The 14974-nt window shown below is 71.9% G+C and carries 9 protein-coding genes; 2 read left to right on the top strand and 7 right to left on the bottom strand.

Going from position 1 to position 14974, the window contains the following annotated elements; genetic code table 11:
- Positions 1-40 precede the first annotated feature (40 nt).
- On the bottom strand, positions 41-2554 hold the full coding sequence (locus OO52_RS31730; protein WP_030651197.1) for a DEAD/DEAH box helicase: 2514 nt from the start codon (positions 2552-2554) through the stop codon (positions 41-43).
- 145 nt (positions 2555-2699) lie between these two features.
- On the opposite strand from OO52_RS31730, the gene OO52_RS31725 reads away from it, so the two are divergent.
- Positions 2700-3494, top strand: coding sequence for a metal-dependent hydrolase (locus OO52_RS31725; RefSeq protein ID WP_030651194.1), 795 nt, complete (start codon positions 2700-2702; stop codon positions 3492-3494).
- A gap of 32 nt (positions 3495-3526) precedes the next feature.
- On the opposite strand, the gene OO52_RS31720 is transcribed toward OO52_RS31725, so the two are convergent.
- The 6 genes from OO52_RS31720 to OO52_RS31695 all read right to left on the bottom strand — a co-directional run bounded on the left by OO52_RS31720 (position 3527) and on the right by OO52_RS31695 (position 13183).
- Positions 3527-3790, bottom strand: a complete 264-nt coding sequence (locus OO52_RS31720) for a type B 50S ribosomal protein L31 (protein WP_030651191.1) — start codon at positions 3788-3790, stop codon at positions 3527-3529.
- A 51-nt stretch (positions 3791-3841) separates the two neighbouring features.
- On the bottom strand, positions 3842-4309 hold the full coding sequence (locus OO52_RS31715; protein ID WP_030651189.1) for a DUF5709 domain-containing protein: 468 nt from the start codon (positions 4307-4309) through the stop codon (positions 3842-3844).
- A gap of 798 nt (positions 4310-5107) precedes the next feature.
- Positions 5108-6889 (bottom strand): ABC transporter ATP-binding protein, encoded by a 1782-nt coding sequence (locus tag OO52_RS31710; RefSeq protein ID WP_030651186.1) that lies wholly within the window; start codon positions 6887-6889, stop codon positions 5108-5110.
- Positions 6886-8697: an ABC transporter transmembrane domain-containing protein gene (locus OO52_RS31705; protein ID WP_030651184.1), complete on the bottom strand. Its 1812-nt coding sequence runs from the start codon at positions 8695-8697 to the stop codon at positions 6886-6888. Before OO52_RS31705 ends, OO52_RS31710 begins: the two co-directional genes overlap by 4 nt.
- Before the next feature lie 693 nt (positions 8698-9390).
- Positions 9391-11346 (bottom strand): N-acetylmuramoyl-L-alanine amidase, encoded by a 1956-nt coding sequence (locus tag OO52_RS31700; protein WP_030651181.1) that lies wholly within the window; start codon positions 11344-11346, stop codon positions 9391-9393.
- 259 nt (positions 11347-11605) lie between these two features.
- The gene (locus OO52_RS31695) at positions 11606-13183 is read right to left on the bottom strand and encodes a M1 family metallopeptidase (RefSeq protein ID WP_234339820.1); all 1578 of its coding nucleotides are present in this window, start codon (positions 13181-13183) and stop codon (positions 11606-11608) included.
- Between the two features lie 148 nt (positions 13184-13331).
- Here OO52_RS31695 and OO52_RS31690 point away from each other — a divergent pair, with 148 nt between their 5' ends.
- Positions 13332-14942, top strand: coding sequence for a peptide-N4-asparagine amidase (locus OO52_RS31690; RefSeq protein WP_234339819.1), 1611 nt, complete (start codon positions 13332-13334; stop codon positions 14940-14942).
- The last annotated feature ends 32 nt before the right edge of the window (positions 14943-14974 follow it).

Below are 14974 nucleotides of genomic sequence, written 5' to 3'. Positions count from 1 at the left end.
CGGTGGGATTCTCCTTGGCTTGCCACTGGCCGGGGACGGCTCACAGCTGGCCGACATCGGTGACGCGGACGACCGCACGCCCCTCGGCGTCGGAGGCCGCGAGGTCGATCTCCGCGCTGATGCCCCAGTCGTGGTCGCCGTTCGGGTCGTCGAAGATCTGGCGGACGCGCCAGAGGCCGTTCTCCGGCTCCTCGTGGATGACGAGCAGCTTGGGCCCGCGGGCGTTGGGCCCGGTGCCGAGGTCGTCGTACTCGTCCCAGTACTTGTCCATCGCCTCGCCCCACGCCTCGGCGTCCCACCCGGACTCGGCGTCCAGCTCGCCCAGTTCCTCGACCTGGTCCAGGGCGGCAAGCTCCACGCGGCGGAACATGGCGTTGCGGACCAGGACGCGGAAGGCGCGGGCGTTGGTGGTGACCGGCTTGACCTCGTCCGCCTTTTCCTGGGCCTCCTCGGCGGTCATCTCCTCCGGGTTGGCGAGCTGCTCCCACTCGTCCAGCAGGCTGGAGTCCACCTGGCGCACCATCTCGCCCAGCCACTCGATCAGATCCTGCAGGTCCTCGGACTTCAGGTCGTCCGGGATGGTGTGGTCCAGGGTCTTGTAGGCGCTGGCGAGGTAGCGCAGCACGATGCCCTCGGTGCGGGCCAGCTCGTAGAAGGACACCAGCTCGGTGAAGGACAGCGCTCGCTCGTACATGTCCCGGACCACCGACTTCGGCGACAGCGGATGGTCGCCGACCCACGGGTGGCTCTTGCGGTAGGTGTTGTACGCGTGGAAGAGCAGCTCTTCCAGCGGCTTCGGGTACGTGACGTCCTGGAGGCGCTCCATGCGCTCCTCGTACTCGACGCCGTCCGCCTTCATCGCGGCCACGGCCTCGCCGCGCGCCTTGTTCTGCTGGGCGACGAGGATCTGCCGGGGATCGTCCAGGGTGGATTCGACGACGGAGACCATGTCGAGCGCGTAGGACGGCGACTCGGGGTCGAGGAGTTCGAACGCGGCCAGGGCGAAGGTGGACAGCGGCTGGTTCAGCGCGAAGTCCTGCTGGAGGTCGACGGTGAGCCGGACGATGCGGCCCTCGGCGTCCGGCTTGTCCAGCTTCTCCACGATCCCGCCGTCCAGCAGCGAGCGGTAGATCGCGATCGCCCGGCGGATGTGCCGCAACTGCTGCCGGCGCGGCTCGTGGTTGTCCTCCAGCAGGTGGCGCATCGCCTCGAACGCGTTGCCCGGCCGGGCGATCACCGACAGCAGCATCGTGTGCGTCACCCGGAATCGCGAGGTCAGCGGCTCCGGCTCCGATTCGATCAGCTTCTGGAAGGTGTTCTCCGTCCAGCCGACGAAGCCCTCCGGTGCCTTCTTTCGCACCACCTTGCGCCGCTTCTTCGGGTCGTCGCCCGCCTTCGCCAGCGCCTTCTCGTTCTCGATGACGTGCTCCGGCGCCTGCGCGACCACGAGTCCCGCCGTGTCGAAGCCGGCCCGGCCGGCCCGGCCCGCGATCTGGTGGAACTCCCGGGCCCGCAGCGTGCGCACCCGGCTGCCGTCGTACTTGGTCAGCGCGGTGAACAGCACGGTGCGGATCGGCACATTGACGCCCACGCCGAGCGTGTCCGTGCCGCAGATGACCTTCAGCAGACCGGCCTGGGCGAGCTTTTCCACCAGGCGCCGGTACTTGGGCAGCATGCCGGCGTGGTGCACGCCGATGCCGTGCCGGACGTAACGGGAGAGGTTGCGGCCGAACTTGGTCGTGAAGCGGAAGTTGCCGATCAACTCGGCGATCTGGTCCTTCTCCTCGCGCGAGCACATGTTGATGCTCATGAGCGCCTGCGCCCGCTCCACGGCCTGCGCCTGTGTGAAGTGCACGATGTACACCGGTGCCTGCTTGCTCTCCAGCAGGTCGGTGAGCGTCTCGGTGAGCGGGGTCAGCTTGTACTCGTAGGAGAGGGGCACCGGGCGGGTCGCCGAACGGACCACCGAGGTGGGGCGGCCGGTGCGGCGGGTGAGGTCCTTCTCGAAGAAGGACACATCGCCCAGAGTGGCCGACATCAGGATGAACTGCGCCTGTGGCAGTTCCAGCAGCGGAATCTGCCAGGCCCAGCCGCGGTCGCCCTCGGCGTAGAAGTGGAACTCGTCCATGACGACCTGGCCGACGTCCGCGTGCTTGCCGTCGCGCAGCGCGATCGACGCCAGCACCTCGGCGGTGCAGCAGATGACGGGCGCGTCGGCGTTCACGGAGGCGTCACCGGTGAGCATGCCGACGTTCTCGGTGCCGAAGAGCTTGCACAGCTCGAAGAACTTCTCCGACACCAGGGCCTTGATCGGTGCCGTGTAGAAGGTGACCTCGTCCCGGGCCAGCGCCGCGAAGTGCGCGCCCGCGGCGATCATGCTCTTGCCGGAGCCGGTGGGCGTCGAGACGATCACGTTCGCCCCCGAGACCGCCTCGATCAGCGCCTCCTCCTGGTGGGGGTAGAGGGTGAGGCCGCGCTCCTGCGCCCACGACTCGAAGGCTTCGTACAGGGCGTCGGGGTCGGCGGTCGGCGGCAACTGATCGATGAGGGTCACGCCCCCATCTTGCCTGGCCTTCCGCCCGAGCGGGGAATCGGCTGCGGATGCGAAGATCACGACCGCTACGCTGTGTCGCCGACGCGGCGTCAGCGCACCAGGTCAACTGGTCAGCGGCATACGAGGAATGGGGCGGGAAGCGGCCATGATGGGACCAGCACACTCACTGTCGGGGGCCGCGGCCTGGCTCGGCGTCGGAGCCGCCACCGCGGCGGCCGGACACCCGATGCCCTGGCCGGTCCTCCTCTCCGGCGCCCTGATCTGCGCCGGAGCCGCACTCGCCCCGGACCTCGACCACAAGGCCGCCACCATCTCCCGCGCCTTCGGCCCGGTCTCCCGCTGGCTCTGCGAGATCGTGGACAAGCTGTCGTACGCGGTCTACAAGGCCACCAGGAAGCAGGGCGACCCGCGCCGCTCCGGCGGTCACCGCACGCTGACGCACACCTGGCTGTGGGCGGTCCTGATCGGCGCCGGCTGCTCGGCCGCGGCCATCATGGGAGGCCGCTGGGCGGTGCTGGCGATCCTGTTCGCGCACATGGTGCTCGCCATCGAAGGTCTGCTGTGGCGGGCTGCGCGGGGCTCCAGCAGCGATGTCCTGGTCTGGCTGCTGGCGGCGACCAGTGCGTGGATCCTGGCCGGAGTGCTGGACAAGCCGGGCAACGGCTCCGACTGGCTGTTCACCGCGCCCGGGCAGGAGTACCTCTGGCTGGGGCTGCCGATCGTGCTCGGTGCGCTGGTGCACGACATCGGGGATGCGCTGACGGTGTCCGGCTGTCCGATCCTGTGGCCGATCCCGATCGGCCGCAAGCGCTGGTACCCGGTGGGGCCGCCGAAGGCGATGCGGTTCCGGGCGGGCAGCTGGGTCGAGCTGAAGGTGCTGATGCCGGCGTTCATGCTGCTCGGGGGAGCGGGCTGCGCCGCGGCCCTCAACGTGATCTGAGGGAGCCCGCGGGGGTGGGGGAGCCCTCCGGGTCAGGTCGCCTCGTCGGCGTCGGCAGCGCCGTACCGGCGCTCGAAGCGGGCGATGCGGCCCTCGGTGTCGACGGTGCGGGCCTTGCCCGTGTAGAAGGGGTGGCTCTCCGAGGAGATCTCCACGTCGATCACCGGGTAGGTCTGGCCGTCGTCCCACTCGATGGTCTGCTCGCTCCGTGCGGTGGACCGGGTCAGGAAGGCGTAGCCGGCGGCGCGGTCACGGAAGACCACGGGGTGGTAGTCGGGGTGCTTGTCCTGCTGCATGGCGGCTCCTTGTGCGGGGCGCTCGGGGCGGGAGCGGCCGACGGGTCCGGCTCAGCCGGGGAGGGAGTCCTCGTCGACGATGTGCATCGCGGCCTCCTCGGCGGAGGCTGCGGCACCGTCGATGCCGACGTCGGTCGCGACGAGGGCGGCCTCGTCGTCCTCGTGGGCACCCTCGTCGGGAGCCACCAGGCGGCCGGAGCGGAAATTGCCGACCTCGTTGTCCAGAAGCTCGCCATCCGTGCCGTCGCAGTCACCGATGCCGTCGCCGTCGGGAGCGGCGAGGTCCGGCTGCTCCTCGGCGAGCCGCTGGTCGAGGGTCTCGCCCGCCTGGCGTTCGGCCGCCGTCACGCCGGTGTGCTCGACCGCCCACGGCCGCTCGGGAGGGGACCAGCCGCGGTCGAGAGGGTCGGCGACGCCGTCGAAATCCAGTGTGTCCTCGACGTCGAGCACCCCCGAGTCCTCCCGGATCTCCGAGGGATCGGGCTGGTAGACGTCGTCCCCCCAGCCGTCCGTGTCCACGACTACCTCCAGGTGGTGAGGACGGCCCGGTGCCGTCCCAGTGGGCGACGGGCCGTCGGCACGCACGGCACGGGGACACACCGGAAACCGCCAGGTTCCCGGGCACGCCCCCAGCCGGTGCCGCTTTCCAGCCTTCCACCCCTGTTCGGGACCGCGCAACGGCACGCGTCCCGACGGGGCCGCGCGCCCGCGCACGGGGACCCGGCCGGACCGACCGGTGCCCGGTCCCGGCAACCTGACGGTCGCCGGACCCGGTGTCCGGGACCCCGCCGGCTAGGACGGTTTCCCTGTCGGCGAGGGCGGGCGTCGCCACCGGCCGATCCGGCCGAGGGAAGCAACTGGGTCGAGCCGATCAAGCCGGGCGAGCGGACCGAGCTGATCAGGTCGGTCCCGCTGATCAAGCGGACCGAGCGGACCGAGCTGATCAAGCCGCCTGAGCTGATCAAGCGGACCGAGCGGACCGAGCTGATCAAGCCGCCCGAGCTGATCAAGCGGACCGAGCGGGCCGAGCTGATCAAGCCGCCCGAGCTGATCAAGCAGACCGAGTGGGCCGAGCGGACCACGCCGACCCGACCGAGCCGACCCGACCAGGCCCGCCCAACCGACCGAGTTGGTCGAGCCGACCGCGGCAATCAAGCCCGCTCCGCCGACCCAGCGAGCCTCGCCGGCCGCGCCCGCCCAGCCACCCTGTCCACCGCGACAGCGCAGCCGCAGCCACCGACCCAGCGGCCCCAGCTACCCCGCCACCGCCCCTTCCGGCGCAGTCACCCCCTCGTCCCGACCCCTGTCACCCCGATTTCACCCGTGCCAAGACCGCCACAGCGCCGCGTACGCGCCCTCAGCCGCGACCAGCTCCTCGTGGCTGCCCAGCTCGCTGATGCGGCCGTTCTCGACGACGGCGATCACATCGGCGTCATGGGCGGTGTGCAGACGGTGGGCGATGGCGACGACGGTGCGGCCGTCGAGGACACGCGCCAGGGAGCGTTCCAGATGGCGGGCCGCGCGCGGGTCGAGCAACGAGGTCGCCTCGTCCAGGACCAGCGTGTGCGGATCGGCCAGCACCAGCCGGGCCAGCGCGATCTGCTGGGCCTGCGCCGGGGTCAGCGCCAGACCGCCGGAGCCCACCTCGGTGTCCAGGCCGTCGTCCAGTGCCCGCGCCCACCCGTCCGCGTCGACCGCGCCGAGGGCCGCCCACAGCTCGGCGTCCGTCGCGCCGGCGCGCGCCAGCAGAAGGTTGTCGCGCAGGGAGCCCACGAAGACGTGGTGCTCCTGGTTGACGAGGGCGACGTGCGAGCGGACGCGTTCCGCGGGCATCCGGGACAGCTCCGCCCCGCCCAGAGTGACCCGGCCGTCCCGGGGCGCGTAGATCCCGGCGAGCAGCCTGCCCAGCGTGGACTTGCCCGCGCCGGACGGGCCGACGAGGGCGAGCCGGGTGCCCGGCGCGACCTCCAGGGAGACCTTGCGCAGCACGTCGACGCCCTCGCGGTAGCCGAAGTGCACCCGGTCGGCATGCACGACCCGTCCGTCGGGGGCCAGCGCGGCCTCCCCGGCCGCCGGCTCGATGTCCCGGACACCGACCAGCCGGGCCAGCGACACCTGGGCGACCTGCACCTCGTCGTACCAGCGCAGGATCAGGTTCACGGGGTCGACGAGCATCTGCGCGATGAGCGCGCCCGTGGTGAGCTGGCCGACGCCGATCCAGCCGTGCAGGACGAAGAAGCCGCCGACCATGAGGACCGAACCGAGCACGAGGAGGTGGACGGTGTTGATGACCGGGAAGAGCACGGAGCGCAGCCACAGGGTGTAGCGCTCCCATGCCGTCCATTCCTTGATCCGCCGCTCCGACAGGGCCACGCGACGGGCGCCGAGGCGGTGTGCCTCGATGGTGTGGCCCGCGTCCACGGTCTCGGCGAGAGCGGCGGCGACGGCGGCGTACCCGGCGGCTTCCGAGCGGTAGCCGGACGGAGCCCGCTTGAAGTACCAGCGGCAGCCGGCCACCAGGACCGGGACGGCGAGCAGTACGGCGGCGGCCAGCGGCGGGGCCGTCACGACCAGCCCGCCGAGCAGCAGCAGGGCCCACACGACACCGATGGCCAGCTGTGGCACGGCCTCGCGCATGGCGTTGGACAGGCGGTCGATGTCGGTCGTGATGCGGGAGAGCAGGTCACCGGTGCCCGCCCTTTCCAGCACGCTCGGCGGCAGTCCGACGGACCGCACGAGGAAGTCCTCGCGCAGGTCGGCCAGCATCCGCTCGCCGAGCATGGCGCCCCGCAGCCGCACCTGCCGGACGAACCCGGTCTGTACGGCCAGCGCGAGGACGAACAGCCCGGCGGTGAGGCCGAGATGAAGGTCCCTGTCCTCGTCCGTCACCCGCTCGACCAGGCCGCCGAGCAGGTACGGGCCCACCATGGAGGCGACCACGGCCACCGTGTTGACGGCGATGAGCAGCAGGAAGGCCCGGCGGTGCCGGCGGAACAGCTCGGTGACGTAGGCGCGTACGGTCGCGGCGGCGCCGACGGGCAGGGTGGTGGCGGTCGTCGGGGCCGCCGGGTCGTACGCCGGTGGCGCAACGCCGATCATGCGCTCTCCTCGATCTCTTCCAGCTCCTGGAACGCGTCCAGCAGCAAGCTGTCGCCGTCGTCGGCCGCGGCCAGTTCCTCGTCGGTCTCCCGGGTCACCACGGCTCGGTACCGCGGCTCGCCGTCGATGAGTTCGCGGTGCTCGCCCACCGCCACCACCTCGCCCTCGTGGACCAGGGCGACCCGGTCCGCGCGGTCGAGCAGCAGCGGGGAGGAGGTGAACACCACCGTCGTCCGCCCCGACCGCAGCCGGCGCAGCCCGTCCGCGATCCGGGCCTCGGTGTGCGAGTCGACCGCGGAGGTCGGTTCGTCCAGCACCAGTACCTCCGGATCGGTGACGAGCGACCGGGCGAGGGCGAGCCGCTGCCGCTGGCCGCCGGACAGTGAGCGTCCGCGCTCGGTGATGCGGGCGTCCATCGGGTCGGCCGCGTCCAGCGAACCCTGCACGAGCGCGTCCAGCACGTCCTCGCACTGCGCTGCCGCCAGCGCGTCCTCGGCCCGTACGGCACCGGAGGCGGGTACGTCGAGCAGTTCGCGCAGCGTGCCGGAGAGGAGTACCGGGTCCTTGTCCTGGACGAGGACGGCGGTGCGGGCGCTGTCGAGGGGGAGTTCGTCCAGGGGGACGCCGCCGAGCAGCGCCGACCGGCCCGGCTCCGTGGGGTGGCCGCCCAGCCGTTCGGCGAGCCTGCCCGCCGCGTCCGGGTCACCACAGACGACGGCGGTGAACCGGCCGGCGGGAGCGAGCAGACCGGTCGCGGGGTCGTACAGGTCGCCGCCCGGCACCTCCGCCGTGCGGGTGCCGTCGGTGGCCGTGGACCGCTCCAGCGACAGCACGCGCGCGGCGCGTTTGGCCGAGGGGCGGGAGAAGGAGTACGCCATGGCGATCTCCTCGAAGTGCCGCAGCGGGTAGTTCAGGACCATGACGGCGCTGTAGACCGTGACGAGTTCACCGATCGTGATCCGGCCCTGGCGGGCCAGGTTGATGCCGTGCCAGACGACGGCGATCAGCAGCAGGCCGGGCAGCAGCACCTGGACGGCGGAGATCAGCGACCACATCCGGGCGCTGCGCACGGCGGCGTGCCGTACCTCCTGCGAGGCCCGGCGGTAGCGGTCGAGGAACAGTTCCTCGCCGCCGATGCCGCGCAGCACCCGCAGGCCGGCGACGGTGTCGGAGGCCAGCTCGGTGGCCCGTCCCGCCTTCTCGCGCTGCACGTCGGCGCGGCGCGTCGCCCGGGGCAGCAGCGGCAGTACCGCGAGGGCCACGACCGGCACGCCCACGGCGACGACCACGCCGAGCGCGGGCTGGTACACGAGCAGGCTGACGCAGACGACCAGGACCGTGAGCGCGGCCGCGGTGAACCGGGAGACGGCTTCGACGAACCAGCCGATCTTCTCCACGTCGCCGGTGGACACGGCCACCACCTCGCCGGCGGCCACCCGCCGGGTCAGGGCGGAGCCGAGCTGGGCGGCCTTGCGCGCCAGCAGCTGCTGGATGCGGGCGGCGGCGGTGATCCAGTTGGTGACGGCGGTCCGGTGCAGGAAGGTGTCGCCGACGGCGATGCCGGTTCCGCACACCAGCATCAGACCACCCGTCAGGGCGAGCCGGGTGCCGGAGCGGTCGACGGCCGCCTGCACGGCGAGGCCGACGCAGAAGGGGAGCGCGGAGACGGAGACGAAGTGCAGCAGGCCCCAGGCGAGCGACTTCAGCTGCCCGCCCAGCTGGTTGCGCCAGAGCCACCACAGGAATCGGGGACCCGAACGCGCGTCCGGCACGCCCGGATCGGGATACGGAAGGTCTTGAATCTGCATGACGTCCCAGTGGCTCGTGTCAAGGGCAGGGAAGGAGCGGAACGTCGCGGTGAGCGACGACAAGCCGTGAAAGGTTCGCGTCGCAGAGTGGGGAATTTCAAACGGTTTTCTCCCGGCCCCGCGCAATTCGCCGAGTTCCGGCCAGGACCCGTCGTTCCGGCAGGCACACGTCACCCCGCCTGGCACGCGCGGCGCGGCCGTATCACCCCGCGCGCAGCCTGCCCCCCGACACGTGGATTGCCGGAAAGGACCCGCGCGCCGTATGACGGTCACGGGGACGGCCGTCGGAACCCTCCGGGCACTGTCCGCCCGCCGCACGACCACTACGACGCACGGCGCGCGGGGTGCCCACGGCCAGGCCGCACGGACCCCGCCGTCCCTCGGTCCCACGGCCGACCCGTCTCTCCGTCCCCGCGGCCGACCCGTCCCTCGGTCCCCACGGCCGACCCGTCCCTCCGTCCCCGCGGCCGACCTCGCCATCGACTGCGACGGCCGCAACGGCACCCTGCCGCGCGACCCCGTCCCCCTGGGGGAGGACAAGGGCGGCGGCATCCGGTCCCACATGGACCACGGCAGCGGCACCTCGGCTGCGTCAGCGGCTCCGAGGAGGTCATGGAGTTCCCGCTCACGGCCCGGTGAAGGCGCCGAGCCGCGGCCCCCGCGCGCGGGAGCCGGATCCCGGCTCGCGCGACGTCAGCGCTCGCCCGGCCGGGCGGCCTTCTGTCCCTGCGGTCCTGCCGCGCCGGACGAGTTGATCACGTCCACGTCGCTGGCCCGGACGTACGCGAGCCGGTGGCCGAGCTGGATCTCGTAGTACCTCTCGCGGCCCCACACCACCGGGTTGGGCGTGTCGCTGAAGGACTTGGCGGTGTAGGAACTGCCGACGCCGGCCTGGGTCACGTACCGCTGCCCCGCCAGGACGGGGTACGGGAGCGGCGACTCGGCCGGCCCGTCGATGTCCTCCGGGTAGGCCTCCTCCTCGGGGAGGGCACGGCCGTACACCGGGATCTCGTCCAGACCTTCCTTCGGTGTGACCATGCGTCCGCTCGCACCGACGGCGGTCGGGTGCTTCTTGGGGTTCTTGAACCACGCTTTGCGGCCCTGAAACCAGATCGCCGTCCAGTCGCCGCTGCGGTCGGCGACGGCGAACGTCTGGCCGGTGGAGACGCGAGATCCCAGGTCGTTGACGTCCTTCGTGGAGTCGTCGCCGTCGGGCTTGCGGCCCGGGTCCTGGATCAGCGGGGCCTTCTCGTCCGGTTCGGTGTACAGGCGGACGGCGCTGGAGCCGTGCGGCGGGCACGGTTTGCCGCTGCCGCCGCATCCCGTGTACTCGGGCTTGTGCTGGGCGAAGTCCGGCAGGATCGTCACCATGTCGCTGTCCGGTCCCGCCGTGGCCTTCAGCGGTGCGCCGAGGAGGTCGAAGTAGTGCCGCCAGTCCCAGAAAGGACCGGGGTCGTCGTGCATGTCGGGGATGGTGTCGGCGGTCGGCGCGGGTACATTGTCGTGGCCGAAGATGTGCTGCCGGTCGAGCGGGATGCCGTACTTCTGCGCGAGGTACCGCACCAGGCGCGCCGAGGACTGGTACATCCGCTCCGTGTACCAGGTCCCGGGCTGCGTGAGGAACCCTTCGTGCTCGATCCCGATCGAGCGGGCGTTCACGAACTGGCTGCCGGAGTGCCAGGCCTCGTCCTTGGTCCTGACGTGCTGGGTGACATGGCCGTCGCTGGAGCGGATCGAGTAGTGCCACGACGACTCCGTCGGGTCCTGCACCGTCTGGAGCATGCTCGGCAGCTCGGCCTCGGTGTCGTGGATGACGATGTACTCGATCGGCTGGTCCCTGGGCCGGTCGGCCAGGTCGTGGTTGCCGTAGTCGCTGTCGTCGATCTCCTCGTACGGCGCCCCCAGCCAGTCACAGACCAGTTCGGCGGGGCACTCGACCTGCTTCGGCCGCTGTGGTCCCTGAGCCCGGGGGGTGCGGGGGTGCGGCTGAAGGCTGGGAGTGGCGGGGAGCGCGACGTCCTGTCCTTCGGCGGTGGTGCGGTGTGCTCCCCGCCGGATCAGGGCGAAGACGTCGTCGGCGTAGGCCGCGGCCGACGCGACGTCACGGGTGCCCGGGAAGCGTGCGACCGTCTCCCACCAGTCCGCCGGGTCGGCGCTCAGGGGCTTGCCGAGCTGGCGTTGCGTGGCCGCCAGGAGTGCCGCTCCGCCGCGGACGTTGGCGACGGCGTCCGTGCGCAGGCGTTCCGGCGGGACCTGGATCAGGCGTGCCGCGTTCCGCAGGTCCGCCGGCTGCACGGCGTGGCCCGCCGAGGTACCCGCGGCGGGCTTGGCGGGCGTTCCCGCCGCGCCCGTCTGGGGCCGGGCCTGGGCGTCGAGCGGTGCCTGCGGCGCGGACGGCGCTGCCGAGGCCTGGACGCGGTCGGTGTCCACCAGGTGCATCGGTCCGAAGCCACCGGCGACGCTGGGCGTGCCCGGGTGGGAGTCCCAGCGCGACTGCATGTAGGACACGCTCATGAGCACACTGCGCGGCACGTGGAACTCGCGGGCGGCGTTGGTGAAGGCGTCCTCCAGGCGCTGGTCCGCCGCATCGTCGGTGCCGGACATCGGGAGGATCAGCAGCGGCGGCAGCAGAGCCGCCCCCGCGATCACACAAGCCTTACGGCGGCACCTCCGAATGGCACCCGGGATATGTGCAGAAACATTTCTTCTCATCGCAGAGGCTCTCCCAACCACGCTCGACCGCACCAGGACAAAGGAGTTGCCCGTAGCGCCACCCCTTGTACGTTTCCGTGCCCCGGGCGCCGTGTCGTGGCGAACGTCACCGGGGTGGACCAGCGGTCCGGTGCAGGCCACCCGGTCGGCGGCAGTGACTCGGCTGCCTGGGGCAACCACGCACGACCGCGGGGGCTCAGTCCTCGACCGGGTCCACCTGCCAGTCGGGGTGGCCCGGCATGGGCGGGGTGTGCGCGCCGTACAGCCACGGATTCAGAAACGGCGTCAGGTCCTCACCGGCGACCCGGGACGCGAGCGTGACGAAGTCCCGGGTGCCGGCCGTACGGCCCCGGTACTCGGTCACCCAGGCGCGCTCGATCTTCTCGAAGGTCTCCGCGCCGACCTTCTCCCGCAGCGCGAACAGCACCAGCGCCGAGCCGTCGTACCGCATCACCTTGAACAGCGTGGCGTCGGTGGGCTCGGCGGGTGCCCCTTCGTCGTGCCGCCACTGGTCGTGCTGCTCGTACGCCGACCGCATCACCGACTCCATGCTCACGCCGCCGTGCTCGTCGGAGTACAGGCGTTCGTAGAAACGGGCGTGCCCCTCGCTCAGCCACAGGTCGGACCAGCGCCGGATGGCGACGCTGTCACCCGTCCAATGGTGGGTCAGCTCGTGGACGAGGTTGCGTTCGGCGTCGACCCGGTCGCCCAGCAGGTCGTCCCGCGGCAGGACGGAGAGCGACTGGGTCTCCAGCGCCACCGGCAGATCGGTGTCCCCGACGAGCACGCCGTAGCGGCGGAACGGGTACGGGCCGAGCCGCCGTTCCAGCCAGGCCAGATGGTCCGGGGTGAGCGAGCGGTACTCCTCGGTGTCGGTGACCAGGCCGTCTGGGACCACGTCCCGGACGGGCAGCCCGCGCGGACCTCTGCTGTCGACGAAGGTGAACTTCCCGATCGCCAGCTGGACCAGTTGTGCCGCGAGGGGATGCTCGGAGTCGTACGTCCACCGGGTCCGGCCGTCGGGTCGCCGGACGGTGCCGACGAGCCGGCCGTTGGCCACCGCACTGAGCCCCGGCGGGGTGGTGATGTGGAACGTGACCGGTGCCCGCAGGCTCGGGTGGTCGTTCGCCGGGAAGATCATGCGGGCGCCGTCGGGCTGCGCGCACACGACGGTGCCGTCGGAGGTGGGCACCCAGCCGTAGTCCTGGATCGCGTCGTCGCGGTGCCGTCCCTGCGTCGGATCGGCGGTGTAGGCGACGCGGACGGTGAACGCGCTGCCGCGGGCGATCGGTCGTGCGGGAGTGACGACGAGTTCGTCGCCGTCGCGCCTCGCGGTGGCCGGCACGCCGTCGACGGTGACGTGGTGCAGCGCGTTGCCGGCGAAGTCCAGGTCGAAGCGGGACAGGGCCTGTGTGGCGGTGGCGTGGACGGTGGCGGCGGCCTCGAAGGGCGTGCGGGGTGCCCGCCAGTCGAAATCGAGGGTGTAACGGCGGACGGTGTAGCCGCCGTTGCCGGCGAGCGGCATGAGCGGGTCGCCGATGCCCGGTGCGCCGGGGGCCGGGGGCGGGCCCGACGAGGCGGCCGGACCGGGGGCCGGCGTGCCGTCGGCTCCGTGCGGCAGCATGCCGGCGAAGACCGCGGTACCGGTCAACGCGCCCGCTCCGGCGAGGGTGAGGGCCAGCGTCGCGCGACGGGTGCGGAGGGCATGGCGGGGGCGCTTCTGCCGGGGTTCCTGGTGTGCGGATTCCTCGTCTGACCCCTTGGTGATCTCCATGACCGCACTATGCCAGTAAGATCCGTTTATATCACCAAATGTTCCTTCGCTGGGTGTTCGCCCGGTGCCGTGCGGCGACCGGCCTCATCGTGCCGATCCGTCCGAGGCGTCATTGCGGCGCGGTCCGTCTGCCCGTAGAACACCGGGCATGAGAAGACGGATCGTCATGTCCATGCTCGCCGGGGCGACCCTCGTGGTGAGCGCGCTCTTCGGCACGGGAACCCCCGCCGCCCGAGCGGCCGGTGCACCCGCCGAGTTCGGCACCGACTGGCATGACCCGGTGACCGCGGCACCACCCGTCGACCGGCCCCACACCAAGTCCTGCCAGGTCACCCTCGCCGAGGCCCAGTTCGGTGACTTCACGCCCTACCGGGGCGCGTACACACCCCCCGAGGGCTGCGGCGACCGCTGGAGCAAGGTGGTCCTGCGCCTCGACGGCAAGGTGAAGGGCCGTCAGTACGACCGGCTCGGCTATCTGCACGTCGGCGGCGTCGAGATCCTGCGCACCTCCACGCCGGAGCCCTCGCCCGACGGGATCGCGTGGCACGTCGAGAAGGACGTCACCCGCTACAGCGACACGTTCCGGGCCGCTCAGGACGTCGAGATGCTGATCGGCAACGTCGTGGACGACACGTACACCGGTGTCATCGACGTCCACGTCACGCTGACCTTCTACGCGGGACGCCCCACGGCTCCCGCCCCCGACCGCGTCATCACCCTCGCCGACACGCCCACCGGTACGACCCTCACCACCCCGCGCAACAGCGAACGCGTCGTCGCCGAGGTGTACGCGACCGGCTCGGGCGGTGGGTGCGAGGAGTTCTGGTACCTGACCGTCGCCGACCCGGCGCCGTACTCGTGCAAGGCCGACCGCGGCCCGTACCGCGAGGTGCAGATCAGCGTCGACGGCCGGCTCGCCGGTATCGCGGCGCCGTTCCCGAACGTCTGGACGGGCGGCTGGTCCAACCCCTTCCTCTGGTACGTCGTCCCGGCCCCGCGCGCCTTCGACGTCCGGCCGATCGAGTACGACCTCACGCCCTTCGCCGGCCTCCTCAACGACGGCCGCCCGCACCGCGTGGAGGTGTCCGTCGTCGGCGTGCCCGCGGGACAGCCGGGCTGGAGCGCGCCGGTGAACGTGCTCGTCTGGCAGGACGCGCACCGTGCCCGCGTGCCGGGCGCGCTCACCGAGGACAAGGCGAGCGACCTCGCCGATTCCTCCACCTTCACCCCCGGCGCGGAGAACCGCGTACGCACCGGGGCAGGGCACCGGCTCACCGTCTCCGGGTACCTGGACACCTCGCACGGCCGCGTGACCACCACCGTCACCCGGACCCTCGCCCACACCGCCGTCCACCGCTGGACCGACGGCGAGGCGGTGGACGGGCTCGACGCGACCTGGACCGACGACGAGGAGGTCGGTGTCGCCGGCCACGGCCCCGCGCGGACGACCCGCACGCACCGGACGTACACCATGAACGGCGCGACGACGCTGGGCGCGGACGACCGGCTGCGCACCGTGCTGACCCTCGGCGACCGGGCCTCGGCGGTGACACGCGAAGGCGGCCGGCGCACCGCGTGGTCACGGCTGGACGACACCTACACCGGCGACGCGACGTACACGGTCAACGTCCCGCGCGACCAGCGGCACGCGGTCGGCACATCGGCCGAGCGCTACCGTCTCCTCGGCCCGGACGGCTGCTACGACCGTTCGCTGACGACGGTTCAGGGGGTGCTGACGGAGGACCGCAGCCGCTGCTGAGGCGGGTGGTGCGAGGCGCCCCCCCGCGGGCT

Source organism: Streptomyces flaveolus, from assembly GCF_000716535.1.
Taxonomy (GTDB): Bacteria; Actinomycetota; Actinomycetes; order Streptomycetales; family Streptomycetaceae; genus Streptomyces; species Streptomyces flaveolus_A.
Note: the sequence above shows the minus strand (reverse complement) of the source record. Positions and strands in the feature narration are given on the sequence as shown.

Bases quoted from the DNA above. Each gene is read 5' to 3' on its own strand.
- OO52_RS31720 (WP_030651191.1), bottom strand. From the start codon at position 3,790: ATGCAGCAGGACAAGCACCCCGACTACCACCCCGTGGTCTTCCGTGAC.
- OO52_RS31705 (WP_030651184.1), bottom strand. From the start codon at position 8,697: ATGCAGATTCAAGACCTTCCGTATCCCGATCCGGGCGTGCCGGACGCG.
- OO52_RS31695 (WP_234339820.1), bottom strand. From the start codon at position 13,183: ATGGAGATCACCAAGGGGTCAGACGAGGAATCCGCACACCAGGAACCC.
- OO52_RS31690 (WP_234339819.1), top strand. From the start codon at position 13,332: ATGAGAAGACGGATCGTCATGTCCATGCTCGCCGGGGCGACCCTCGTG.
- OO52_RS31710 (WP_030651186.1), bottom strand. From the start codon at position 6,889: ATGATCGGCGTTGCGCCACCGGCGTACGACCCGGCGGCCCCGACGACC.
- OO52_RS31725 (WP_030651194.1), top strand. From the start codon at position 2,700: ATGATGGGACCAGCACACTCACTGTCGGGGGCCGCGGCCTGGCTCGGC.